The organism is Pseudarthrobacter sp. MDT1-22, from assembly GCF_054511035.1.
This window is the reverse complement of the sequence record NZ_JBTNDK010000015.1, coordinates 12,055-37,793: the sequence shown is the minus strand read 5'-3', so window position 1 is coordinate 37,793 and position 25,739 is coordinate 12,055. Positions and strand designations below refer to the sequence as shown.

The following is a 25,739-nucleotide window of genomic DNA, read 5'->3' as shown; positions in this document are numbered from 1 at the left end:
GCGCAGCCACCTGATCACTACGCAACCATTCGACAGCGAAGGCCCGGCAACCGCCCCGAAGGCGGCCACCGGGCCTTTCGTGTTTGCTGGGCTTTTCGGCCCGCCTAGATCAGCTCATCCGAGAGGTGGTCCGGGGTGCCGAAGCGGTGGGCCGTGATGCTGATGGCCTGCTCGTGCAGGAACGGCAGCAGCTCCACCCGTCCGGCCTCGGTGACCGCGTGGGCGTAGATCGCCAGGTCCGGCCGCCCGTCCGTGGCTTCGGCGAGTGCGGTGGCGTCGCCGCCGATCAGGCGGATCCGCGCACCGGACAGTTTGCCCGCCGCGGCGAGGCGTACCGCCGAAGCCAGCCAGCCGGCGTCGGACTCAACCGTGACGTTGACGTCCAGCCCGGTGAGCACGGCGCGCAGCTGGGCGGGAAGTTCGACGGCGGTGGACACGGTCAATACCGAACCGGCCAGGACGCCGGCCGCCACAGTCCGCACCAGGTGCGCCAGCACGCCCCCTTCGGAGAGCCGCACGGTGACCGGCAGCGCACGGTAGCGGAAGATGTTCCGCTCGGCGCTCAGGCCGGAGACGTCCTTGGCGGTGCCGAACTCGTCGGCCCACGCCTGGGCGTCAGACCCCAGCGAGCGCTGCAGCGACTCAAGCTCGGCCGGGTCCAGGGCGCCTGCGGCGGCGTTCAGGATGCGGCGGACGCCTGCGTTGGTGACGCTTGCCGCGGCTGAGGCTTCGGCACTGACCCAGTATCCGAGGCCGGCGAGGTAGTTGGGTCCGCCGGCTTTGGTGCCGGCGCCGACGGCGGATTTCTTCCAGCCGCCGAACGGCTGGCGCTGTACGATGGCGCCGGTGATGCCGCGGTTCACGTAGAGGTTTCCGGCCTGGATGGAGTCCAGCCAGGTGCCGAGCTCGTCCGGGTCCAGGGCGTGCAGGCCGGCGGTGAGGCCGTACTCGACCTGGTTCTGGATCGCGATGGCCTCCTCCAGCGTGTCAGCGGCCATGACGCCCAGGACCGGTCCGAAGAATTCGGTGAGGTGGAAGTAGGACCCGCGGCGGACGCCGTAGCGCACGCCCGGGCTCCAGAGGCGGCCGGTTCCGTCAAGCTTGCGCGGTTCCACGGCCCAGGTTTCGCCGTCGCCGAGGGTGGTGAGGGCGTTGAGGAGCTTGCCGTTTGCGGGCTCGATGATCGGGCCCATCTGGCTGGTGGGGTCCTGCGGGTAGCCCACCTTCAGCGAGGTCACGGCGTCAACCAGCTGGTTGTGGAACCGTCTGGACTTAGCAACGGAGCCCACCAGGATCACCAGGGACGCGGCGGAGCACTTCTGGCCGGCGTGGCCGAACGCTGAGTACGCCACGTCCTTGGCGGCCAGGTCCAGGTCGGCGCTGGGGGTGACGATGATGGCGTTCTTGCCGCTGGTCTCGGCCAGCAGGGGCAGGTCCTTGCGGAAGGAACGGAAGAGTTCGGCGGTTTCGTAGCCGCCGGTCAGGATCACGCGGTCCACGGCGGGGTGGGAGATCAGCTGCTGGCCGAGTTCACGCTCGCCGAGCTGGACCATGGTCAGCACGTCCTTCGGGACGCCGGCTTCCCAGAGTGCCTCGATCATCACGGCACCGCTGCGGCGGGCCTGCTTGGCGGGTTTGATCACGACGGCGGAGCCGGCGGCGAGTGCCGCGAGGGTGGACCCTGCCGGGATGGCGACCGGGAAGTTCCACGGCGGGGTCACGACGGTGAGCTTCGCTGGGACGAACGTGGCGCCGTCGACCATTTCCAGCTTGCGGGCGGACTCGGCGTAGTAGTGGGCGAAGTCCACGGCTTCGCTCACCTCGGGATCGCCCTGGTCGATGGTTTTACCGGTCTCGCTGGCCATGACCTCCAGGAGGTCGGCGCGGCGGGCTTCGAGGACATCGCCGGCGCGGTGGAGGATCTCGGCGCGCTGGTCGCCGGTCAGGGCGCCCCAGGCTTTGCCCTTCTCTACAGCGGTGGCGATGACGGTGTTGAGGGTGTCCGCGTCCGTGATGGTGGCGGCTTCGACGGCGGCGTTGCCCAGCCTGGAGGACGGGACACGATCCAGGATGGCCCGGCCCCAGATGCGGTTGGCGGGCAAGGACGGGTCAGTATCCGGCGTATTCGCGAACGCGTCACGCGGCAGGGGCTGCGGCGGGAGGCTGCGGTTCTGCTGCCGGTTGGCCGGGGGGACCTCGCCGTCGAGCTTGTCCAGGGAGGCGAGGAAGCGCTGCTTCTCGCGCTCGAACAGCACTTCGTTTTCACTGAGTTCAAACACGGCGGACATAAAGTTGTCCTGGCTGGCCCCCTCTTCGAGGCGGCGGATCAGGTAGGCGATGGCGACGTCGAACTCGGCCGGGTGCACCACCGGGGTGTACAGCAGGAGCGAGCCGACGTCTTTCTTGACGGCTTCAGCCTGGCCCTGCGCCATGCCCAGCAGCATCTCGAATTCGATGCCGGACTCCACGCCGCGCTGCTTGGCGAGCAGCCAGGCGAAGGCGATGTCGAAGAGGTTGTGGCCGGCCACGCCGATCCGGACGTTGTTGATCCGGTCCGGGTGCAGCGAGTAGTTGATGACGCGCTTGTAGTTGGTATCCGAATCCTGCTTGGTGTGCCAGGTGGCCAGCGGCCAGTCGTGCAGCGAGGCCTCCACCTGTTCCATGGGCAGGTTGGCGCCCTTGACCACGCGGACCTTGATGGCGGCGCCGCCGTTGGTGCGGCGCTCTGCGGCCCAATCCTGGAGGCGGGTCATGGCGGCGAGTGCATCCGGGAGGTAGGCCTGCAGCACAATGCCGGCCTCGAGGTTCTTGAACTCGGGCTTGTCCAGGATCCTGGTGAAGACCGCGATGGTCATGTCCAGGTCCTTGTATTCCTCCATGTCCAGGTTGATGAACTTGGCCTTCTGTCCCGCGCCGGCGAAGGACGCGGCTTTGGTGAACAGCGGCGTGAGCTTCTCGACGACGTGCTCCACGGCCTCGTCGAACGCCCACGCGGAGTGCGGGGCCACGGTGGAGGACACCTTGATGGAGACGTAGTCCACGTCCGGGCGGGCCAGGAGCGTGTGGGTGCCCGCGAGCCGGCGGGAAGCCTCATGCTCGCCCAGGACGGCCTCGCCCAGGAGGTTCACGTTGAGCTTGATGCCGTCCTTGCGGATCTTGGCGATGGCCGGGCCCAGCTTGGCGTCGGTGGCGTCAACAATCAGGTGGCCCACCATTTCGCGGAGCACACGGCGGGCGATCGGGATGACCACCTGCGGAACGACCGGCGCCATGGTTCCGCCGAGGCGGACGGCGCTGCGCATGTACCACGGCAGGAACGCCGGGACCTTGGGCGCCAGGGCGGCGAGGTTTCGGGCGGCGACCTGGAGGTCTTCGGGGCGGACCACGCCGTCCACGAAGCCCACCGTGAAGTCCAGGCCGTTCGGGTCCTTCAGCACACCGGCCAACTGCTCAGCCGAGGCATCAACAGGAACTTTCGAAGCCTCGGTCAGCCAGCGGCGCACCAGCGTGATGGTGTCCGCCGCGAGGGCACGGGCCTGCGGGACGTCTGTCTGTCCGGTGGCTTCCGTTGCAGTGTGAGTCATGGTTTGCTCGTTCTTTCCTTGGTCTGGAAGGGGTCTTATTCATCAGTATGAACTTGCAATCACATAAGATAAAGCGATGTTTTCTAAGCAATACAGGTTAGGAAACCCAATGCTTTGATTTGCCGTCCAAACGGTCAGGAAATCCCCGATTTTTGGGCAACGCTCTCTCACTTAAAGCGGGTTTTTGGGCGACCCTCCCTCACTTCCTGCAGGTTTTGGGGCAACGCTCTCGCACTCAATGAAAAACGGACGAACCCTCCCCACAGGATGTGAGAGAGGGTTCGTCGTTCGCGCCCCGAAAGTGAGCGAGCGTTTGGTGAAAACGTGCAGGAAGTGAGTGAGCGTCCGGGGGTGGGTGGGCCGGAACGGGTGGGCGGGTGGACGCCCGGGAACCCGGGGGTCAGCCGATGGGGCGGTGCATCTCCACAATCTCCTCGTGGCGTGGGCTGTCCGGGTTCATCAGGGAGTGCTTGCGGCCGTAGAAGAAGTAAATGGCCAGGCCGATAACCAGCCAGACACCGAACCGCGCCCAGGTCTCCCAGTGCAGCTGGAACATGAGGAAGGCGGACGCCAGCACACCGAAGGCCGGAATAACGGGCATCAGCGGCAGGCGGAACGTGCGCGGGGCGTCCGGCTTCTTGTAGCGGAACACGATCACGGCGAAGCAGACGACGACGAACGCGGCCAGGATGCCAATGTTCGTGAGGTCCGCGACGGCCTTGATGGGGAACACACCGGCCAGCAGGGCGGAGGCGACGCCGGCAATCCAGGTAACGCGCTGCGGGGTTCCGTGCCGGTCCGTCTTGGCGAACCAGCCTGGCAGCAGGCCATCGCGGCTCATGGAGAACCAGACACGCGTGACGCCCAGGAGGAAGGTCAGCATCACCGTGAGGATGGACAGGACGGCGAAGACCGAAATGATGGTGGCGATGACGGGCAGACCCACGCCGGTGAAGGCGGAAGCGAAGCCGGCCGTGGGGTCGATGTCCTTGTAGTTCTGCATGCCGGTCAGGACTAGGGTGGCAGCGACGTAGAGCAGCATGGCGATGATCAGCGAAAGGATGATGGCCTTCGGCATGTGCTTCTTGCCGTCCGTGGCTTCTTCCGCCGCGGTACTCATGGCGTCGTACCCGAACACCGCGAAGAAGACGGTCGCGGCACCGGCCAGGACGGGCCCAAAGCCGCTGGGCATAAACGGGTTGTAGTTGTTGGTGTCGATATAGAAAACGCCGAGGCCGATAATGAACAGGATCAGGATGACCTTGATGGCCACGGCTACGAGTTCAAAACGGCCGAATGCCTTGGTGCCGCGGGACAGGATCCAGGTCACCAGGAGGCAGACGACGATGGCGGGAATGTTGACGATGCCGCCCTTACCCTCATCCGGCGTGGACGTCATCCAGACAGGCATGTTAACGCCGATTCCCGACAGGAAGGCGTCGAAGTACCCCGAAATGCCAATGGCCACCACGGCCACAATGGCAATGTATTCGAGCAGCAGGTCCCAGCCGATGAACCATCCAATCACCTCACCCAGAGCAACGTAGCCGTAGGTGTAGGCGGACCCTGCGCGCGGAATCATGCCTGCAAACTCGGCGTAGGACAGGGCAGCCGCGGCGGATGCGAGACCAGCAACAAGGAACGAGATCAGCACAGCGGGCCCCACTCCGGGAGTATCTTCGCTTCCGGCCGCGACCAACCCGGCGAGGGAGAAAATTCCAACGCCGATGATGCCGCCGACACCAATGGCGGTGAGCTGCCAGAGCCCGAGGGACTTGAACAGCCCGCTGTGCTTGTTTTCTTCTTCGATATCGTCGATGGGCTTGCGCCGCATAATCGACTGGGACATATCTCTTGTGCTCATCAGGAACTCCTGCGTGGGGTGCGGCCCCAACACGGCGCCCCGGCGAGGGGCTGTGACGGGGGTAACTCAGGTACACCAGTATGCAAGCGCAGTTGCGTTAGATAAAGTGACTACTTCTAACCTATATTCATTAGATTCATCAAGGAATGTGGCCATGCTCGATGTCCGGCGCCTGCGGCTTCTCCGCGAACTGAAGATCCGGGGCACCCTGGCGGAGGTGGCGGAGGCACTGCAGTACAGCCCGTCGTCGGTCTCCCAGCAGCTTGCCCTGCTGGAAAAGGAAGTGGGCGTGGAGCTGCTCCGGAAGACGGGGCGGCGCGTGCAGCTGACGCCCCAGGCCGAAGTCCTGGTGGCCCACACCGCCCAGCTGCTCGAAACCATGGAGCAGGCTGAAGCAGACCTCGCGGCGTCGCTGACGACTGTCACGGGAACCGTCCGGATTGCGGTGTTCCAGTCCGCGGCCTTGGCGCTGATGCCGGACACGCTCACGCGGATGACGGCGGAGTACCCGGAGGTCCGGATCGAAATGATCCAGCGCGAACCCGAAACGGCACTTCATGAGACGTGGGCGCGCGATTTTGACCTGGTCATCGCCGAACAGTATCCGGGCCACGCCGCCCCGCGGTACCCGGAGCTGGACCGCATCAAGCTGACCACTGACGTGATCCGGCTGGCCGTTCCGCCGGCCGCTCCCGGCCGGCCGCCCATCACGTCGCTGGAAGATACTGCCGCGCTGCCCTGGGTGATGGAGCCCCGCGGCGCGGCATCCCGGCACTGGGCGGAGCAGGCCTGCCGGAGTGCCGGGTTCGAGCCCGATGTGCGCTTCGAAACAGCCGATCTCCAGGCGCAGATCAGGCTGATCGAGTCCGGAAATGCCGTGGCGCTGATGCCGGACCTCGTCTGGACCGGCCGCGGCACCACCGCCCAGCTGCTGGACCTGCCCGGCAACCCGCACCGCACCGTGTTCACATCGGTGCGCCGCTCCAGCGCGCAGCGGCCGGCCATCCTCGCCGCCCGCGAGACGCTGGCCGCCACCGCCACCTCAGTAGCAAGGACGGACGACGGCGGCGCATCGAGTTAGGTGCCGGATCGCCCGGTCACGTGCGGGTAGGCGGGGAAACAGCTTCCGCCGGCATGTTCAGTGCGTCACAGCGCGATCCGGGTGCCGACGCTAGACTGGGCGGGTTATGAATCGCACAATGTTCAAGTCCAAAATCCACCGGGCCACCGTCACGCATGCCGACCTGCACTACGTAGGATCGGTCACCGTTGACCTGGACCTGCTGGATGCTGCCGATATCCTTCCCGGCGAGCTCGTGGCCATCGTGGACGTGACCAACGGTGCGCGCCTGGAGACCTACACCATCGCCGGCGAGCGCGGCTCCGGTGTCATTGGCATCAACGGGGCAGCAGCCCACCTGATGCACGAGAACGACATCGTCATCCTCATCACCTATGCCCAGATGACCACGGAAGAGGCCCATGCCTACACCCCGAAGGTCATCCATGTGGATGAGGACAACAAGATTGTCCAGATCGGAAACGACCCCGCCGAGTGCCACACGCCCGGCCTGATGCGTCCGCCGTTCGCCCTGAACAACGCCGCCCTGTAGCCGGAGCGTGAGTCCGGGCAGACACCGCCGCCGCAGCCTCGGAGGCTTTTCTTGGTAGGCGTGCTGCAGGGCTTCTTTGTTGTCTGGTTCATCATCATGGTGGGCTGGTTCGTCGGCCGCCAACGGATCCTGGGCGACAACGCCCGCCAGGTCCTCAGTGGCCTGACCTTCTTTGTGGCCAGCCCTGCACTCCTCTTCGAGACGCTCAGCAAAGCGCAGCTGCGGGAAGTCTTCGCGGAACCGCTGCTGGTCACGGCTGTGTCCGCCGTCTGCACCGCCCTTATCTTCTTCAGCATCGTCAAGTTCGTCCTTAAGCGCGCGTTGCCGGAAGCACTGATGTCCTCGATGGCCGCTTCCCTGGCCAACTCCGCGAACCTCGGTATTCCCATCGCGGTATATGTTCTGGGCGACGCCAGCTACGTGGCACCGCTGCTGATCTTCCAACTGGCGTTCTTCACACCGATTTTCCTGATGATCCTGGACGCCAGCACCAGCTCACACCGCACCACGCCCTGGGGATTCATTCTGATGATCCTGCGGAACCCGATGATTGTTGGCTCGGGCCTTGGCCTGCTGGTGGCGGGGACCGGTTGGAAGGTTCCGCCGCTGCTCCTGGAGCCGATCCACCTCATTGGCGGCGCTGCGATTCCGGCCATGCTGATCGCCTTCGGCATGAGCCTGAACGGCAGCCGGCCATTGCAGGCCGCCGCCGGCAGACGCGTGGACACTCTCCTGGCCAGTGCCTTCAAACTGGTGGTCCAGCCGGCCATCGCCTACGTTTTTGCCCGCTTTGCCGTAGGGCTCGACGGCCCGGCCCTGTTCGCGGCCGTCGTGGTGGCGTCCCTCCCCACCGCGCAGAACGTTTTTGTTGCCGCCAGCCGCTACCAGACCGGCCTCACCGTGGCCAAGGACACCGTCCTGATCACCACGGTGGTGGCGGTACCTGCCATGATCGGCGTCGCGCTGCTGCTGAACTGATTGGCTGCTGAACTGACCAGCGGTTTGTGCTCCCGCTAGGTTCCCTCGTCACGCCAGGCACGCTTTTAGCGCCCGACGGCGGCGCCCACCGCGCAGTTCCGCGGCAGGCCGCCGTCGTGCTTCCCAAAAAGGCGCTGTGCGTGATAAACCGGCGGAAAAAACCAGCGCGCACGAGCAGTTGGGGCCCTCCCGACAGGGCCTCAAGTGTACGTTCGCGCCGGGTTATGTCCTTTTGGCCTCTGGCTTGTGCCGGTCCAGGATCCGGGCGCAGCGGATGAACCCCAGGTGCGAGTACGCCTGCGGGTGGTTCCCCAGGTGCGTCTCCGTACTGGGATCGTATTCTTCGGGCAGCAGGCCGGTGGGGCCGAAGAGGTTCACCAGCTGGTCGAACAGGTCCCAGGCCTCCTCGATCCTGCCCACCGCAACGTACGCCTCAATCAGCCAGGTAGTACAGATGTGGAAGCCGCCCTCCAAACCCGGCAGGCCGTCGTCGTACCTGTACCGGAACACGGTGGGGCCCACCCGCAGTTCCCTTTCCACGGCGGTGACGGTGTCCAGGAACCGCTGGTCAGTGACATCCAGCAGGCCGGAGAGCCCGATGTGGAGGACGGCTGCATCCAGGTCGGGGCTGTCGTAGGCCACGGTGTAGGACGTGGCCGAGTCATCCCAGCCTTCGCGCAGGACTTCCTCCCGGATGGTTTGCGCCGTGGGTTCCCACGACGGATCCGGCGTCCTGCCGTGCCGGTCGGCGGTCCGCAGTGCGCGGTCCAGCGTCACCCAGCACATCACCTTGGTGTAGACGTGGTGCCGCGGCGGCCGCCGGGCTTCCCAAATGCCGTGGTCAGGCTCGTGCCACCGGGCCAGGACGGCGGCCGCCATCTGCACCAACAGGTCCCAGTGGCCGTCCTCGAGGCCACCATTCCGTGAGCTGACGCCGTGGATCAGTTCAGCCACCGGCCCGAAGACATCGAGCTGGACCTGGTGGTCTGCGGCGTTGCCGATCCGGACCGGCCGGGACCCCGCATACCCGGGCAGGCTGTCGATGACGGCCTCCGTGGACAGCGGCGCCCCCGTCACCGAGTACAGCGGATGCAGCCATTCCGGGCCCGGTGCATGTTCGAGGATCCGGCCCAGCCAGCTGAGGAACCCGGCCGCCTCCGCCGTGGAGCCCAGGTCCACCAGCGCGTTCACCGTCATGGAGCCGTCCCGCAGCCAGCAGTAGCGGTAATCCCAGTTCCGTGTGCCGCCGATTCCTTCTGGCAGCGACGTGGTGGGCGCGGCCAGCACGGCACCCGTGGGCTCGTGCACGAGGGCGCGGAGGACCAGCGCTGAGCGGCGGACCAGCGATGGCTTCACCGAGGGCAGTTCCAGTTCCTGCACCCAGCGGCGGGAGTGGAGCGCCACGCCCGCCCGCCGGTCCGTCTCCCCGCGGGGGTCCGCCAACGCAGGCTCGGTGTCGCCGCAGCGCAGGTTGAGGACCACCGGCCCGTCCTGGAGGTTGACCGAAGCGGTGGCGGTGGCATGGAGGCCGTCCGAGGTGATGGTGAAACTGACGCCCGGGGCAAAAAGGAAAATGGGATCGGAGGTTCCCACCACATGGAGTTCATCGCCGCGGGCCTCCATGCTGAACGGCGCGTTGGCGTAATCCGGCCGGGGCGCGAAGACGATCTTGGCGCCGCCGGTTCCGGAGAGCACCCGGACCAGGCTGGTGATCCCTTCCGGTGCCGGCTCCAGGTAGTCCGTGACGGTTACGTCCGCCCAGCGCGTCTCCACGATCATGGTGCTGTCCACGTAGCGCTGGCCCAGAACCTGCGAGGCCTTGAGCGGCTCTACGGAGAAGTGCCCGGCGGCGTCCCCGCCCAGGATGTGGGCGAACAGCGACCCTGAATCCGGGAGCGGGTGGCTCATCCAGCAGACCTTGGCATCCGGAGTGACCAAAGCGGTGGATGATCCGTTGCCGATCATCGTGTGGCGCTCGAGCCCCACTGCGTCCTCGCCGAAAAGCCAAGCCCGCCGCAGCTCGAACAGGAGGGCCAGGACGCGGGCGAAGGATTCCGGGTCCCGCAGCCGGTGGGACGCGCGGGTCTCCCCCGGCCCCACTCGTAACCCCAGGTCCGGGCCGCGGAGCGTGGCGATGGCCATTTCGTCGCTGTGGGCGTCCCCTGCGTACAGCGCAGCACTCGCGCCCAGCCGGGACCGGAGGTTTTCCAGGGCGTCCGCCTTGGCCGGTTCCATCACCGAGAGGTCCAGGACCGAACCGTCCACGATGAAGAACAGCCCATGGGCCCTGGCGATCTCCCGCGCCGTTTCCGTCACGACCTGCACCACCGTCGGGGAGGCCGGCCGGGTGTGCACCGACACGGCCACCGGCTTCCGCTCGATCCAGATTCCCTCCTGGAAACCCACGGCCTCAGTCAGCGCGGTGCCTACCTTGTGGAGCGTGGCTTCGGTGGCGAGGTCCTGGACGTGGGCGAAGGCCATGTCCGACTCCGCGCCATGCGAGCCGATGAGGTGCACCTCCGCGGGCAGCCGTGACACAGCGGCGAGGTCACGCAGCGAGCGCCCCGAGATGACGGCGGCATGGGTGTTGGGTAGGGCGGCCAGGGCGCGGAGCGCGATCGCGGCGCTCCCCAGGGGAAGGGTCTCGGTGGAGATTCCCTCCGCGTCGCACAGTGTTCCGCCGTAGTTGCAGGCCACCAGCAGCCCGGGGACACGGGCGAGGACCTTCAGTTCGGCCAGGAGGGTGGGGGTGAAACCTTCGTCCGCCAGGTCCGACTGGATGAACGTCCGGAGCAGGCCCAGCGGCAGCGATCTGGTCAGCAGGGCGGAATCCGCCACGCTCTGGTTCAACGGCGTAGCCATGCGTGCACTCCTTCAGCAGAGCCTGGCCCGGAAAGGCCGGAGGGGCCGTATCCCATGTTTCCGCCGGGTGGTTTCGCCTGAATGTCCCGGCTATTGCCACCGTGTAAAGTCCGACGGCGGGACCCACCCTCCGCCGCCGGCCTCGCGTCACGTCGTGTCACGCAGCCTCCCGTCGCGTCGTGTCACGCAGGGCAGGCCTTAACGCCCGACGACGGTCAGCGTCGCCAGGGTGAAGCCGCCAGGGGCCACCGTGACGCGTCCGGACGTGGCGCCGGCGCTGCCGTTGGAGCCCTTGACCGGCTGGCCGGCGGAGTCGTACTGGCGCTGGACCAGCACAAACCCTTCCGGCACGCCCACCTGCCGCACGGTAGCGGACTTGGCCGCGCTGACGTACAGCGTGGAGTCGCCGCCCGAACCGGAGACGGACACCGTGGAGATCAGCGGCTGGACCAGGAGTGCGTCCAGTGCCGCCTGGCCGTCGGTGCTGGCGGTGACCGAGGTCAGGCCGGCAGCGAGGGCGCGCCGCAAGGTGAACGGGATGAGGATGCCGGGGGCATCGGTGATGCCCTGCGCCCCTGCCCTGCCGTTGGCCGTGGTGCCGAGCAGGCCCTTGGCCGAGGTCCAGGTGGTGGTGCCCGAGGGCGCAATTGCCTGGTTCACAATGGGGAAGATGTTGCTGGGCTGGTCCGCTGCCGGCAACGGGATGGAAAGACTGCCGCCAGCGTTCAGGTCCACATATGCCCCGCCGGAGATGTTCGCTTCGCCGGTCCAGGCCGACGGCGGCCGCACCACTGTGCCGTTGCCTGTGATGGTGCCGGCTTCGGCTTCCACCACGTTGAGCCCGTTGGTCCCGTCGGTCACGCTGATCCCTAGGGCCTTGGCCCGGAGTTCCGGGTCGGCGTCGAGGGCCAGCATGGTGAGCAGGGCATGGATGGTGGATTCGGCGCCGGAGTTGGGGTTGATCCGGCCGTCCGTTTCGATCCCGTCGATGGCCGTGCCGGTTGCCGGGTTGTAGGCGGGGGCGCCGTTGGGGCTGGCGCCGAAGAACCAGCCCGCGGCGATGGCTGCCACGTCCAGGAGTCCCGGCGCTTTAGCGGCTTCCGCCGTCGCCACCAGGCTTTGGACGCGGGAGTCCACGCCGTACGCGATCTGGGCCTCGCCGGGAGCGGGGCTCCAGGCGTTGTCCGGACCGCCCGCTGCGAGCAGCTGCGGCGTGAACTGCGCGGTGTCCTTCACGGCTGCCGTCAGCAGGTCAGGCCGGTCCAGGACAGTGGATGCGGTGGCAACAGCGGCCGGAGCCATGCCGCCCCACGCGTGCCAGAGGCTCTGGGACTTGTTCCACGGCATGATCGCGCCGAACGGCCATTGCGTGGCCGAGCCGGAAGACATAGCGGCCACACCCTCGCTCAGCCGGGACAGCGCCGTGGTGGCCACGGCATCGGACGGAACGGTCTCCACGTACGCGGCCAAGCCCAGCACGGCCTCGGCGGAGGCATCCGCGCCGCCAGCAATGAGCCAGGCCGGGACCTGGACGCCGTCGGCGGTGTCGAACGTTCCGTACTTGGCGAGAGACTGGCGGTTCAGGGCACCCAGGGACAGGTGCAGCCGGTCCTGCAGGAACGCGGCGAACTCCGGATCGGACCCCGCAAACCCTGCGAAGCCTTCGCCCAGGGCCCACACCGTGCGGGCCAGCCAGTAGGACTCCGCGGAGTCGGACGGATCCGGCAGTTCCACGGGAATGGCGCTGGGGTTCAGGCTGCCGTCCGCCTGCTGCCAGAGGATGACGTTGCCGGCGTTCGGGCCATCCACCGTTTGCAGGTACGTAAGCGTACGGAGGTTCTGGAAGGCGTGCTCCCTGCTCGCCAGGTCCCCGGTCTGCTTCCAGTGCCGCAGGTAGACCACGGCGGTGCGGGCGATATCGTCCGCGTTGTAGGCACCCTGGGTCCAGTCGCCGGTGGCCGGGTCCAGGTCCCCGCCGCCCACGCGGTCATAACTGCCGTCGTCGTTCTTATCGGCGTAGGTCCACGGCGCTTCGGCCTCGGGGTCCTGCTCGAGCTGGTAGGTGGCGTGCCCGGCCACCGGAGCCAGCGGCACCGTGTCCACCAGGAAGTCGAGGTGGTCCAGGTTGGTCAGACTCCCGCCGTCGGCCAATGCGGGTTCCAGGACGGGTGCCGCCGTTGCAGTGTGCGCACTGGCGGACGACGGCGGCGCGGCAGGGGCCGCCGTGACGGCACCTGCCTGCAGCGAAACAGCCAGCATGGAAACGGCCACCGCCGTCACCACCGGCCGTGTGGCCTTCGGTGAAGGCAGCACCGTCAGATCCGGTCCAGTTTGGCGACACCGATTTTGGAGTCGGCCATCCCGTAGAACACAAACAGCTGGTCGCCGATTTTTTCGATCGCGGTGGGGAACACCACGTTCGGCACGATCCCGGAGATCTCGTCCTCGGTTTCCGGCGCCAACAGCGGCTTGTCGCTGCGGGCGATCACCGTGGAGGGATCGTCCGCGGACAGGATCATGGCCGCGGCGGTGTAGTTAACGTTCTGCTGCTGCTCGAAGGCGGAGGCGGCCATCTTTCCGGCCACGCCGTGGTGGATCAGGAGCCAGCCTTCGTCCACGCGGATGGGGGGCGGGCCGCCGCCGATCTTCAGTTCCTCAAAGGGGAACTCGCTGAGGGCCACCAGCCGGTGCTTGCCCATGTGCACCAGGTTGCGCAGGTCGCGTTCGACGTCGGCCACGGCCACGTAGGAGATCCAGATGCCGGGGCGGTTGTCCGTGACGCCGGCGGGCAGGTGCTCGCCTTCGCCGGGACGGATCCAGCCCAGGTCCCACATGGGGCGGTGCAGCATGGCGTAGGAGGGCACGCCGTCGGGGTCGTTCACCGGCTCCGGGAAAAACACTGCATCCTTGTTGGGAAACAGGTTCAGGTCCATGGAGAGATCGGCCTGGTACTCGAAGAAGCACGGGCCAAGGCGGTCCCAGTTCCGGAGGTCCTCGGAGTGGGCGAAGGCGAGGCGGGGGCCCAGCGGGCCGTAGGCCACGTAGGTCATGAGGTGCTTGCCAAGGGCGGGCACCCAGGTAGTGCGCGGATCCTCGGTGCCGGCATTGTTCATGCCGCGTTCCCAGCCCTCGTCCGGGGCCAGGACCACGCCCTCGCGTTCCACGCCGCTGGGCACGCCGTCGTCGTTGATGACCACCTTGGCGAGCCCCACACGGGACACGTTGCCCGTGGCCACAAGCCGCGGCAGCAGGTACAGCTCGCCGTCCGGGCCGCGGCCGCTGGCGGGGTTGAGGACGCCTTCGGCTTCGAAGTCGTTGCCGGGCTCGGGGGTCATGATGACGCCGGCGCGGGTGAGGGTGAAGGGGACAGTGGGGAGTGCTGAAGTGTGGGGGGAAGTCATGGATTAGCCCTTTACGCTGGAACCGATATTGGTGGAAATGAACTGGCGCTGGAAGAAAATGAAGAGTGCGACGGCGGGGGCCGCCAGCACGCAGGCACCGGCAAGGATGGCACCGAACGGGTTTCCGGCCTGGCCGGCGATGTTGGAGATGAAGTTGGCCAGTGACACGGCCAACGGCTGCAGGGACTGCTCCTTCGTGACCAGGAACGGCCACAGGAACTCGTTCCACGGGCCGATAAAGGTCAGCAGCACGGCGGTGACGATGGCAGGACGGACCAGCGGGATGGCGATCTGCCACAGGATCCGCAGCTCCGAGGCGCCGTCGATCCGGGCGGCCTCAAACAGGGTTGAGGGCAGCTGGAGGAAGTACTGGCGGAACACAAACACCGCCGTGGAGTTGATGGCGAACGGCATGATCATGCCCAGGTAGCTGTCCGCGAGGCCGTAATCGCGCACGATCATGACGTAGAGCGGGATGAGCAGCAGCTGGAACGGGATCATCTGCACCAGCAGCATCATCCCGAACACCACGCCGCGGCCACGGAACTTCATCTGCGCCAGGGCATAGCCCACCAGCAGCCCGAAAATCACCGTGAAGAGGATGACGCCGCCGGTGAAGATGCCGGAGTTGAGCAGGCCGCGGAACAGGTTGATGGACTCGTTGATCTGCACATAGTTCGCGCCGGTGATGTTGGCCGGGTTGGGAAACGCGCCGAAAATCGACGTGTCCGGGGCAGTCTGCAGTGAACCGATGAGCATGTAATAGAACGGGAAGAGGAAAACGAAGGCGCCCACGCATAGCAGGATGGAGCTGCCCACGCCCAGGTTGCGGCGTTTTTCGACGCCCAAGTCGGGACGAAGGACAGGTTCCGCTGGTTCCGGACGCCGGCTGGCGGCGTCGTCGTTTTTGGCGTTTTGTGCGTTGGTGACGGACATGTCAGTCCTCCTTCCCGCCCACGAGGCGTTTCTGGATCAGGGCGATCAGCAGGACGCCGATCACCAGCACCACACCCAGTGCGGCGGCGACGTCGGGGTTCCCCTGCAGGAGGCCCCGCTGGTACATGATGAACACCGGGGAGGCCGAGGCCCCGTCCGGACCGCCGCCGCCGGTCAGCAGGTACGGCTCGGTGAAGAGGTTTGCGCCGGTAATGGTGGCCAGCAGCGTGACCAGGACGCTGGCGGGCCGGACGCCTGGCACGGTGATGTTCCAGAACTGGACCCACTTGTTGCCGCCGTCCACGGCCGCTGATTCGTACAGCTCATCGGGGATGTTCTGCAGCGCCGCGAGGTAGAGCAGGATGAAGAATCCCAGCTGTTTCCACGTCACGTACAGGGCCACGGTAGGCATGGCCAGCCACGAATTCACCAGCCAGGACGGGGTTGGGGCCAGGGGCCCCAGCAGCGTGTTCAGCAGCCCGTTTTGTTGGAAGAGGAACAGCCAGACCCCGACGACGGCGACGCTCGCGGTCACATACGGCACGTAGTAGCTGAGGCGGAAGAACGTCTTGAACCGGGTGATGCGGTTCAAGGCGTTGGCCAGCAGCAGCGACAGGCCCACCGTGAGCGGGACGTTGATGATGAGGAAAACGCCGATGTTCAGGAACGAGCGCTGAACGGCGGGGTCTGACAGGACGGCGATGTAGTTGTCGAACCCTACAAACGGCCGGTCCACCTTGACCCGTGGTGCCGTGAAGAAGAAATCGTGGAAGGAAATGTAGACGGCGTAGCCGAGGGGGAACGCCAGGACGGCCAGCACGTAGATGACGTACGGGGCGCTGAACAGCAGGCCCAGCGGCTGGGGGCCCAGGAAGTTCTTACGCTTCCTGGGCACCAGCCGCCGGTCCACCGGTCCACCAGCCGGTTTCCCCGTGACGGGGTTCCCACTAGAAGAGCGGAGTGACATTGGGGGGTCACCGCTACTTCTGGGCTACCAGTTGGTTGATCTTGTCGGCCGCGTCCTTGAACGAGGTGTCGATGCTTTCGTTCCCGAAGATCACGGCCTTGGCGTAGGCGGTGCGGAAGGTCTGCCAGACCTCAACCGAGTTGGTGACGTTGGGGACCTCCACAGTCCGCGCGGCCTGCTCGGCGAACTGGGTGTAGGCCGGGTTCTTGGCGAAGTAGTCCGAATAGACCGTTTGGAGGTCCTTGCGCATGGGCATCTGGCCGGTGTCGGTCAGCAGCTTGCCGTCCTGCTCCTCGCTGGTGGCGAACTTCATGACCTCCCACGCCGTGCCCTGGTTCTCGCACGCGGAGTACATGGCCACGTTCTTGGCATCGGAGAACGTTGAGGCATCAGCCTTGGCCGCTGCGGCCGGGACCGGGACCGCACCCCAGTTCACCTTGTCCTTGTAGGCGGAAATGGCCCACGGACCGGCCATGGACATTGCCGCCTTGCCTTCGGCGAATGAATCGCCCTGGTAGACCTCCTTGGAGGCCAGTTTCTCCTTATAGAAGGTCTCGAACATGGTGGCTACCTGTTTGCCCTCCTCGCTGTCGAACGTGGCCTTGCCGTCCTTCACCAGCGGGGTGCCGTCGGAGTTGGCGGCGTAGAAGGAGTAGAAATCGAACCAGGCCTGGAAGAAGTCACTGGCCGGTGATGGCCACATGGCGTTGGTGGCAGCACCTGAGGACACCAGGGTCCGGGCGGTGTCCAGCAGTTCCTGGTGCGTCCCCAGCTTCGGGTTCTCCGGATCCAGCCCGGCCTTGGCAAACATGTCCTTGTTGTAGAAGAGGACAACGGGATTGGACTTCCACGGCAGCTGGTACATCTTGCCGTCCGCGGACTTGTACTGGTCCGCCAGGTCACCGGTGCGGTCCTTGATGTACTGGAGCCCGTCCGGGAACTCATCCAGGGCCACCAAACCACCCTGCTTCTGGAACTGGGGAACTGCGACAGGCGCGGTGTTGAAGACCAGGCAGGGAGCGTTGCCGGCCGTGATGGCTGCACCGATGACTTCCTCGGAGCTCTTGCCGGCAGGGATCTCCTGCGCATCGATCTTCTCGTCCGGGTGGGCGGAGTTCCAGGATTCCACCATCGCCTTGCCCCACTTCACCTCGAACTCGTTGTTGGAGTACCAGATCTTGATGGGCCCCTTGGCGGACGTGGCCGAACCGCCATCGCCGCCCCCTCCGCTGCCGCCGCAGGCAGCCAGGCCTGCCCCCATTACGGTCAGGGCGGCCACTGACAATATTCGCGTGGCTTTGGTAAAGCGCTTCATTGCGACTCCTTGATACTGGTCCCGGTGGGGATCTGCTACGGGTTGGTGTGCTTTTTTGCTTGCTTTGGGGATTGCTGGGGGACTGGCTTGGTGGTTGTGGATGGGGCGGGGCCGGTGGAGGCGCGGACCAGCAGGGAAGGTGCCTGCAGGTCCGTATCCTCACCGGAGTGGGTGCCGTTGAGCTGGTCCAGGAGGGCCTGCGCGGCAACTCTGCCCCAGCGCATGGGGTCAGTGGCGATAGTGGTGAGGGGCGGGTTGAGGTACTTGGTGAACTCGGCGTTGTCGTAGCCGGTGACTGACAGGTCACCCGGGACGTTCAGGCCCTGAGACTGGGCGAAGGACTGGCCGGACGTCGCCATGAGGTCGTTCGCATAGACAATCGCGGTGGGGCGGTCCGGCCGGCGGAGCAGTTCCGCGGTGGCGGCCACTCCCCCGGGCGCCGTGAAGTCAGCCTCCGCGAACAGATCCGCTGCCAGGCCGGCAGCGGCCATGGCCGCTTCCCAGGCCCGGCGGCGGCTGCGGCCGTGGATGTATTCCTGGGCGCCGCCCACGTGGCCGATCCGGACGTGGCCCAGGGCCAGAAGATGTTCGACGGCGGCCGTGATGCCGTCCGTGTCATCCATGGACACCGCGGGGAAGGGTGAGTCCGAATCCGGCCTGTTGAGCGTCACGGCCGGCAGCTTGAGCTCGCGCAGCAGACCGATCCGGGAATCATGGTGCCGCACATCGGTCAGGATCACGCCGTCCACGCGGCCGCCGTCGGCCAGTTTGCGGTAGGCCCGCTCTTCGGCGCCGGGGGCGGTGGCAACGCTCAGGACCAGCGTGTAATCGTGCTCGGCGAGGGTGGTCTCGATGCCAGCAATGAACGCCGGGAAGAACGGGTCCGTGCCAAGGAGCTTTGGGTCGCGGGCCACCACAAGGCCCAGCGCGTAGGCCTTCGCGGAGGACAGGCCCTTGGCGCGGAGGCTCGGCTTCCAGCCAAGCTCTTTGGCGACCTGCAAGATCCGGCCCCGGGTGGCGTCGCTGACGCCGGGCTGGTTGTTCAGCGCATACGAGACAGCACCTTTGCTGACCCCGGCCGCATGGGCGACGTCGCTGATGGTTACTGCCATGATGTGGGACCCTTCAGGTTGTGGGTCCCGTGACTCACGCCACTGAACCGGTTCAGTAGGCTCTACTAAACCGGTTCAGTTGAGGGATGTCAAGGGCCCGCCGCCACATTGGTGCTTTCCGGCGGCCGCGTTGGTTCCGTCCTGGCCGGCTTCCGCCGTCACGCAGGGCACGCTTTTGGACCACGACGGCGGCGCCCGCCGCGTGATTCCGGGGGATCCCGCCGTCGGGCTTCCTAAAAGGGTGCTTGGCGTGACGCGGGCGCGCCCCCACGTGCCGGTGGCGCCGGACCTAGATCCGGGCCAGCCCGGCAACCCCCGCCAGCAGCTCCACGGAGCGGATCCTGGCCTCGGTGCCGGTGTTCTGGTGCGCCACGATGAGTTCGTCGGCGTCGGAGAGCTTGGCGAACTCCTCGAGGTAGTCGTTCACAACGTCCGGGGTGCCGATGGCCGAGTACGTCATCATCTGCGAGACGTGCTGGCCCTGCGGGGAGTCCAGGATCATGTCCGCTTCGTCGTCGGTGAACTCGCGCCCGCCGCCAAAGAACAGACCGACGCGGGCGCGCAGGGTGGCCCGGAAAGCCGCCTGCGCTTCGGCAGCGGAATCGGCGGCGATCACGTTGACGCCGGCGATCACGTGCGGGGCTTCGAGCTGCGCCGACGGCTTGAATTCGCTGCGGTAGAGCGCCACGGCATCCTGCAGGGAGTTGGGGGCGAAGTGCGAGGCGAAGGCGTACGGCAGGCCCAGCTGGGCAGCGAGGCGGGCGCCGAACAGCGACGATCCGAGGATGTACAGCGGGACGTTGGTGCCCTTGCCGGGGGTGGCCTCCACGCCCTGAATCCGCGTGGGACCGGTGAGGTAGCCCTGCAGCTCCAGGACGTCTTGGGGGAAAGTGTCCGCGGACATGGGGTCCCGGCGCAGCGCGCGCATGGTGTTCTGGTCGCTGCCGGGGGCGCGGCCCAGGCCAAGGTCGATCCGGCCCGGGTGCAGCGTTTCCAGGGTGCCGAACTGCTCGGCGATGGTCAGCGGCGAGTGGTTGGGCAGCATGACGCCGCCCGCGCCGAGCCTGATGGTCTTGGTGTGGGCGGCCACGTGGGCGATCAGCACGCTTGTGGCCGATGACGCGATGGCGGACATGTTGTGGTGCTCGGCGTACCAGACCCGCCGGTAGCCCAGCTCCTCCGCCCGCTGTGCCATGGCCACGCTGCCGGCGAAACTCTCCGCCGCCGTCTGGCCTTTGCCAATGGTTGCCAGATCAAGGATGGAGAGGGGAAGCGTCACGTCGGTGCCGGCCTTTCAATGCGTTGCGTAGGGTGGCCGGCCGGGTCGCGGCGGGCACACTGTGGACAACGACGGCGGCGTCCGGGTTATTTCTGCGGCCTGCGGTGGGGTGGCCCACAGTCTCATTTGTGACCGCGGCGGTCGCCCGGTGAACTGCCGTTACTCCCGGTATCGCACCGTTTCGGCGGCCTTTGATCCCGCACCAGCGGTCCCGGATAGTTGCTGCCAAGAACACCGTTCCGTTCCGAAAATCAGCAACTTGCAAGGGGAAATCATGGCGAAAATCAAGACAAGACAGGCTGCCGGTGCAGCACTCGCAGCAGTCACGCTGCTGGCGCTGGCCGCCTGCTCGGACCCGGGCGCGACGGCGCCGACAGCACCGTCGTCGGGCTCTACGACGAGCGCAGCAGGCAAGACGTTCAATCTGGCCCCGGAGCAGAACCGCGTCAAGGTGACGGTAGATGAGAAAGCCGCCGCACTGGTCCCCGACGCCAACAAGGCGGACGGCAAACTGACCGTAGTCACCACCGGCGGCACAGCCCCGCTGAGCCTGTTCGCCACGGACAACAAGACGCTCATCGGCAGCGAAGTGGACATCGCCTACGCTGTCGGCGAGACGCTGGGGCTGACCGTGGAGGTCCTGCCCGTGGCCTGGGCCGACTAGCCGCTGGGCGTTGAATCCGGCAAGTACGAGGCCGTGCTCTCCAACGTCACCGTCACCGAGGCCCGCAAGGAGAAGTTCGACTTTGCGAGCTACCGCAACGACCTCCTGGGCTTCTACGCCAAGACCGATTCCACCATCGGCGACATCACGGAAGCCAAGGACGTTGCCGGCAAGCGCATCATCGTCGGCTCGGGCACCAACCAGGAAGCGATCCTGGTGCGCTGGGACGAAGAGAACAAGGCCAAGGGGCTCGCGCCGGTTGAGTTCCAGTATTACGACGACGACTCCGCCTCCACGCTGGCACTCCAGTCCGGCCGTGCGGACCTGACGTTCGGCCCGAACGCCGGGGCGGCCTACAAGGCCGCGAAGGACGGCAAGACCAAGGAAGTGGGCGCGCTCAACGGCGGCTGGCCGCTGACCGCCGAAATCGCCTTCACCACACAGAAGGGAAACGGCCTGGCCGTTGCAGCCCAGGCTGCCCTGAACACTCTCATTAAGGAAGGCAGCTACGCCGAGATTCTGGACCGGCGGGGCCTGTCCTCGGAGGCCATCAAGACCTCCGAACTGAACCCGCCCGGCCTGCCGAAGAAGTAGGGCCGCCAACCACGGAGAATCCCCGCCTTGCTTCAGCGAGGCGGGGATTCTTCGTGTCCCGCCCCACAATGCCTGGCGCGTTCGCTGCGTCTGGCGCTACCAGAATTTGCGGCGCTCCGACGCGCCCCGTTGAATAGTGGAATGCCCCACTCCTACAAGCTCCGCCCCGGCCTCGATACTGACGGCCCGTGGATCGCCGACCTCCGCGCCGTCGTGATGCGTCCGGACCTTGAGCGGCTGGGCCGCTTTGACCCGGTCCGCGTCCGCGAGCGCTTCCTGAACGGGTTCCAGCCGGAGCACACCTTCGTCGTCGAGGTGGCTGGGCAGAATGCGGGCGTGATTGCTGTCTGCCCGGAGCCCGACGCGCAGTGGATCGAACACTTTTACCTGGCCCCGGAGCATCAGGGAAAGGGCCTCGGCGGCGCCGTGCTCCGGCAGGCCATGGACGCGCCCCAGGACCACCGTCCCTTCCGCCTGAACGTCCTCCAGGGAAGTGCCGCCCGGCGGCTGTATGAGCGACACGGCTTTGCGGTGGAATCGGAGGACGCTGTGGACGTATTTATGGTGGCACCGGCCTCTTAACAGATGCCGCGTTCCTGGAGTTCCGGGTCTAGGTGGTTGACGATGTGGTCCGCCTGATCTGGAAAATGCACTAACGGCGGGTTTGGCAATAGTCTGGCCAGATGGGGACAAATACCGTGAACTCCGGCGAACAGATCGACAGGCAGTCGCGCATTCTCGAGGCGGCGCTGGATCTGCTGTCCCGCCATGGGATTTCGGGTGTGAGCATGCGGGCCGTGGCCCGCGAAGCTGGCGTCGCGCTCGGCCTGGTGAACTACTACTACGACGACAAATTGAGCCTGATCCGGGCGGCCCTGCACCGGGTGGACGAGCACGACCTTAGGCTGGTCGCACCTGACCCCTCGTCGGCCCCGGACGAACAACTGCGCAAGGCCCTGCGGCGGGTGGCAGCCGCTGACCTGCTGACCACCCGCTACCTGTCCCTGCGCCTGCATCTTTGGGCCCTCGCCCAAGCGGACGAGGGCTATGCACAGATCAACGCCGAGGCCTTCGACCGGTATCTCGACGGCCTCGCTGCACTGGTTTCCAATGCCCAAACGGGTCTGTCATGGGAGACATGCAGGGAGCGGGCGGCTGACATTGTCGTCATCCAAAACGGCATGTGGCTGACGGCCCTTCTCGGCGTTGATGAGGCCTCCATCCAGCGAAGCATTGCCCGCACAGAGCAAATAGCCTTCGCGCCCCTGCAGGAGTAAGCCCTGCTACGTAGCATTGAACGACTGTTCAATAAAAGTATTGAACAGTCGTTCAATCTGCATTACTGTCCTTCGTATGACTTACGCCACACCCCTTCGGGACGTCCCCCAAACCAAAAAAACTGAAACAGCATCCACCCTGTTCATCAACGGTGCATGGGAGCCGGCCGTCTCCGGCGCTGTCCGCGAAATCCGCAACCCCGCCGACGGCGAGCTGGCCGCCACAGTGTCCGAGGCCGGCCGGGAAGATGCCGAGCGTGCCATCGCTGCGGCCCGGGCGGCTTTCGACTCCGGCGTCTGGGCTTCGGTGCCGGCACCCGAGCGCGGCACTTTCCTGCTTAAGGTCGCCGCGGAACTGCGCGAACGCCGGGAAAAGTTCGCCCGCGCCGAGTCACTGGACACCGGGAAGCGGATAGCCGAAAGCCGCATCGACATCGACGACATCGCCGCCTGCTTCGAGTATTTCGGACGGCTGGCCGGGCAGCAGGCGGGCCGTGTGGTCGACGCCGGGGACCCCGCCGTCGTCAGCAAGATCGTCTACGAACCCGTGGGCGTCTGCGGCCTGATCACGCCATGGAACTATCCCCTGCTCCAGGCAGCCTGGAAGATCGCACCCGCTCTGGCCGCCGGCTGCACCTTCGTTCTTAAGCCGTCCGAGCTGACGCCGTCCACCGCCATCCTGGCCATGCAGCTGCTGCAGGACCTCGGCCTGCCGGACGGCGTCGCCAACCTCGTGACCGGACCCGGCGCGGAGGCGGGGGCACCGCTCTCCGAACACCCCGCCGTCGACCTGGTCTCCTTCACCGGCGGACTGGAAACCGGCAAGCGCATCGCCGCGGCCGCCGCCGGCACCGTGAAAAAGGTGGCGCTGGAGCTCGGCGGTAAGAACCCCAACGTGGTGTTTGCCGACGCGGACTTCGACGCCGCCGTCGACAACGCCCTGAACGGGGCCTTCGTCCACTCCGGGCAGGTCTGCTCCGCCGGGGCGCGGCTGGTGGTGGAGGAATCAATCGCCGAGCGCTTCGTCGATGAGCTGGTCCGCCGTGCGCGGGAAATCCGTATCGGAGGGCCGTTTGATGACGACGCCGAAACCGGGCCGCTGATCTCCGGGGCTCACCGGGACAAGGTTGATGCCTACGTCCAGCGCGGCATACAGGAGGGCGCGCGGCTGCGGTGTGGCGGCGCGGCCCCTGAAGGGCAGCAGTACGACGCCGGTTTCTACTACCAGCCCACGGTCCTGGACCGCGTGCAGCGCGGGATGTCCGTCGTCGTGGATGAAGCGTTCGGTCCGGTGGTGACCGTCGAGACCTTCCGCACCGAGGAGGAGGCCGTCGCCACGGCCAACGACACCATCTACGGGCTGGCAGGCGCGGTCTGGACCCAGGACGCCGGCAAGGCGCAGCGCGTGGCTTCCAGGCTGCGGCACGGGACGGTCTGGATCAACGACTACCACCCCTACCTGCCCCAGGCCGAGTGGGGAGGCTTCGGCCAGTCCGGCGTCGGCCGCGAACTCGGTCCGACAGGCCTGGCCGAGTACCAGGAAGCAAAGCACATCTACCAGAACACCAGCCCCCAGGTGACCGGCTGGTTCGCTGACCACGGGAAGGAGAACTAGATGCATACAGACAACGTCGAGAACCTCAGCGAGCGCGGGTTCGACTACATCGTCGTCGGCGGCGGATCCGCGGGGGCCGCAGTCGCCGCGCGGCTGAGCGAGGATCCGGACGTGTCCGTTGCCTTGGTGGAGGCCGGCCCGGATGACCGGAACCTTCCCGAGATCCTGCAGCTGGACCGCTGGATGGAACTGCTGGAATCCGGCTATGACTGGGACTACCCGGTGGAACCGCAGGAGAACGGCAACTCCTTTATGCGCCACGCCCGGGCAAAGGTCATGGGCGGCTGCTCCAGCCACAACTCCTGCATCGCCTTCTGGGCCCCGCGCGAAGATCTGGACGAGTGGGAATCCAAATACGGCGCCACCGGCTGGACCGCTGAAACCGCCTGGCCGCTCTACCAGCGGCTGGAGACCAACGAGGACGCCGGCCCGGACGCGCCGCACCACGGGGACTCAGGCCCCGTGCACCTGATGAACGTGCCCCCGGTGGATCCTGCCGGCGTCGCGCTTTTGGATGCCTGCGAGCAGACCGGCATTCCGCGTGCGAAGTTCAACACCGGGACCACTGTCATCAACGGCGCCAACTTTTTCCAGATCAACCGCAGGGCGGACGGCACCCGCTCCTCCAGCTCCGTCTCCTATATCCACCCCATCATGGAGCGCGAAAACTTCACCCTGCTGACGGGCCTGCGCGCCCGCCAGTTGGTGTTCGACGAGCACAAGCGCTGCACCGGAGTGGACGTGGTGGACTCCGCGTTCGGCCGGACCCATCGCCTCTCCGCGCGCCGGGAAGTCATCCTGTCCACCGGCGCCATCGACTCGCCCAAGCTGCTGCTGCTCTCCGGCATCGGCCCCACAGCACACCTCGTCGAACACGGCATCGAGGTCCTGGTTGACTCCCCCGGCGTGGGCGAGCACCTGCAGGACCACCCCGAAGGCGTGGTGCAGTTCGAGGCCAGGCAGCCGATGGTGGAGGCTTCGACGCAATGGTGGGAAATCGGCATCTTTACCCCCACCGAGGACGGCCTGGACCGCCCGGACCTGATGATGCACTACGGCTCCGTCCCGTTCGACATGAACACCCTGCGGCACGGCTATCCCACCACGGAAAACGGCTTCAGCCTCACCCCGAACGTCACGCACGCCCGCTCCCGAGGCACCGTCCGGCTGCGCAGCCGCGACTTCCGCGACAAGCCCAAGGTGGACCCGCGCTACTTCACGGACCCGGACGGCCACGACATGCGCGTCATGGTGGCCGGCATCCGCAAGGCCCGCGAAATCGCCGCGCAGCCCGCCATGGCGGAGTGGACCGGACGCGAGCTTTCACCCGGCATCGAGGCGCAGACGGACGAGGAACTGCGGGACTACATCCGCAAGACGCACAACACCGTGTACCATCCCGTCGGCACCGTCCGGATGGGCCCGGCCGACGACGACATGTCGCCCCTCGATCCGGAATTACGGGTCAAAGGCGTCACCGGCCTGCGCGTCGCGGATGCCTCCGTCATGCCGGAACACGTCACCGTCAACCCCAACATCACCGTCATGATGATCGGCGAACGCTGTGCGGACCTCATCCGCGACAGCCGGTCCGGCGAAACCATGACCTCAGGAGAAATGGAGCTCACCGCGTCCCTCGCCTAAGCGGCAAGGTCCCGGCGGCAGGGCATCGACCTTC

17 protein-coding genes and 1 pseudogene are annotated in these 25,739 nt (G+C 66.5%); 8 read left to right on the top strand and 10 right to left on the bottom strand.

The features are described from left to right. Window positions 1-104: 104 nt before the first annotated feature. Together ACX80M_RS12970 and ACX80M_RS12965 are read right to left on the bottom strand one after the other, a co-directional pair. Window positions 105-3,584: a proline dehydrogenase family protein gene (locus tag ACX80M_RS12970; RefSeq protein WP_459309798.1), complete on the bottom strand. Its 3,480-nt coding sequence runs from the start codon at window positions 3,582-3,584 to the stop codon at window positions 105-107. A 400-nt stretch (window positions 3,585-3,984) separates the two neighbouring features. Further along, a complete protein-coding gene (locus tag ACX80M_RS12965) occupies window positions 3,985-5,448 on the bottom strand; it encodes an amino acid permease (RefSeq protein WP_058930841.1) in 1,464 nt (487 codons plus the stop codon). Between the two features lie 154 nt (window positions 5,449-5,602). Between ACX80M_RS12965 and ACX80M_RS12960 the strand changes: the two genes are divergently transcribed. The 3 genes from ACX80M_RS12960 (at window position 5,603) to ACX80M_RS12950 (ending at window position 8,039) form a co-directional block, all read left to right on the top strand. Further along, complete coding sequence (locus ACX80M_RS12960; RefSeq protein ID WP_252599172.1) at window positions 5,603-6,529, top strand: LysR substrate-binding domain-containing protein; 927 nt, start codon at window positions 5,603-5,605, stop codon at window positions 6,527-6,529. A 106-nt stretch (window positions 6,530-6,635) separates the two neighbouring features. After that, window positions 6,636-7,061: an aspartate 1-decarboxylase gene (gene panD / locus ACX80M_RS12955; RefSeq protein WP_248763631.1), complete on the top strand. Its 426-nt coding sequence runs from the start codon at window positions 6,636-6,638 to the stop codon at window positions 7,059-7,061. 51 nt (window positions 7,062-7,112) lie between these two features. Beyond that, window positions 7,113-8,039, top strand: a complete 927-nt coding sequence (locus tag ACX80M_RS12950; protein ID WP_252599173.1) for an AEC family transporter — start codon at window positions 7,113-7,115, stop codon at window positions 8,037-8,039. 222 nt (window positions 8,040-8,261) lie between these two features. Here ACX80M_RS12950 and ACX80M_RS12945 read toward each other — a convergent pair whose 3' ends face one another. The 8 genes from ACX80M_RS12945 to ACX80M_RS12910 form a co-directional block, all read right to left on the bottom strand. After that, window positions 8,262-10,901 (bottom strand): trehalase-like domain-containing protein, encoded by a 2,640-nt coding sequence (locus ACX80M_RS12945; protein WP_459309797.1) that lies wholly within the window; start codon window positions 10,899-10,901, stop codon window positions 8,262-8,264. 198 nt (window positions 10,902-11,099) lie between these two features. Beyond that, window positions 11,100-13,214, bottom strand: a complete 2,115-nt coding sequence (locus ACX80M_RS12940) for a hypothetical protein (RefSeq protein ID WP_459309796.1) — start codon at window positions 13,212-13,214, stop codon at window positions 11,100-11,102. A 2-nt stretch (window positions 13,215-13,216) separates the two neighbouring features. Continuing rightward, window positions 13,217-14,302, bottom strand: coding sequence for a glycoside hydrolase family 130 protein (locus ACX80M_RS12935; protein WP_459309795.1), 1,086 nt, complete (start codon window positions 14,300-14,302; stop codon window positions 13,217-13,219). A 3-nt stretch (window positions 14,303-14,305) separates the two neighbouring features. Further along, window positions 14,306-15,238, bottom strand: coding sequence for a carbohydrate ABC transporter permease (locus tag ACX80M_RS12930; protein ID WP_459309794.1), 933 nt, complete (start codon window positions 15,236-15,238; stop codon window positions 14,306-14,308). A 1-nt stretch (window position 15,239) separates the two neighbouring features. Next, window positions 15,240-16,205, bottom strand: a complete 966-nt coding sequence (locus tag ACX80M_RS12925; protein WP_252614295.1) for a carbohydrate ABC transporter permease — start codon at window positions 16,203-16,205, stop codon at window positions 15,240-15,242. A gap of 13 nt (window positions 16,206-16,218) precedes the next feature. Continuing rightward, complete coding sequence (locus ACX80M_RS12920) at window positions 16,219-17,520, bottom strand: extracellular solute-binding protein (RefSeq protein ID WP_252614296.1); 1,302 nt, start codon at window positions 17,518-17,520, stop codon at window positions 16,219-16,221. 35 nt (window positions 17,521-17,555) lie between these two features. Beyond that, window positions 17,556-18,632: a LacI family DNA-binding transcriptional regulator gene (locus ACX80M_RS12915; protein WP_252614297.1), complete on the bottom strand. Its 1,077-nt coding sequence runs from the start codon at window positions 18,630-18,632 to the stop codon at window positions 17,556-17,558. 289 nt (window positions 18,633-18,921) lie between these two features. Then, a complete protein-coding gene (locus ACX80M_RS12910; RefSeq protein WP_252614298.1) occupies window positions 18,922-19,911 on the bottom strand; it encodes an LLM class flavin-dependent oxidoreductase in 990 nt (329 codons plus the stop codon). Window positions 19,912-20,185: 274 nt separating this feature from the next. On the opposite strand from ACX80M_RS12910, the pseudogene ACX80M_RS12905 reads away from it, so the two are divergent. The 5 genes and pseudogenes from ACX80M_RS12905 (at window position 20,186) to ACX80M_RS12885 (ending at window position 25,705) form a co-directional block, all read left to right on the top strand. Next, window positions 20,186-21,169: pseudogene (locus ACX80M_RS12905) on the top strand (ABC transporter substrate-binding protein). Window positions 21,170-21,310: 141 nt separating this feature from the next. Beyond that, window positions 21,311-21,751, top strand: a complete 441-nt coding sequence (locus tag ACX80M_RS12900) for a GNAT family N-acetyltransferase (protein WP_459309793.1) — start codon at window positions 21,311-21,313, stop codon at window positions 21,749-21,751. A gap of 101 nt (window positions 21,752-21,852) precedes the next feature. After that, window positions 21,853-22,446: a TetR/AcrR family transcriptional regulator gene (locus tag ACX80M_RS12895; protein ID WP_252614300.1), complete on the top strand. Its 594-nt coding sequence runs from the start codon at window positions 21,853-21,855 to the stop codon at window positions 22,444-22,446. 76 nt (window positions 22,447-22,522) lie between these two features. Continuing rightward, complete coding sequence (locus tag ACX80M_RS12890; RefSeq protein WP_459309792.1) at window positions 22,523-24,061, top strand: aldehyde dehydrogenase family protein; 1,539 nt, start codon at window positions 22,523-22,525, stop codon at window positions 24,059-24,061. Continuing rightward, window positions 24,062-25,705 carry a GMC family oxidoreductase gene (locus tag ACX80M_RS12885; RefSeq protein WP_459309791.1) on the top strand — a complete coding sequence of 548 codons (1,644 nt, stop codon included), beginning with the start codon at window positions 24,062-24,064 and terminating at the stop codon, window positions 25,703-25,705. Window positions 25,706-25,739 lie beyond the last annotated feature (34 nt).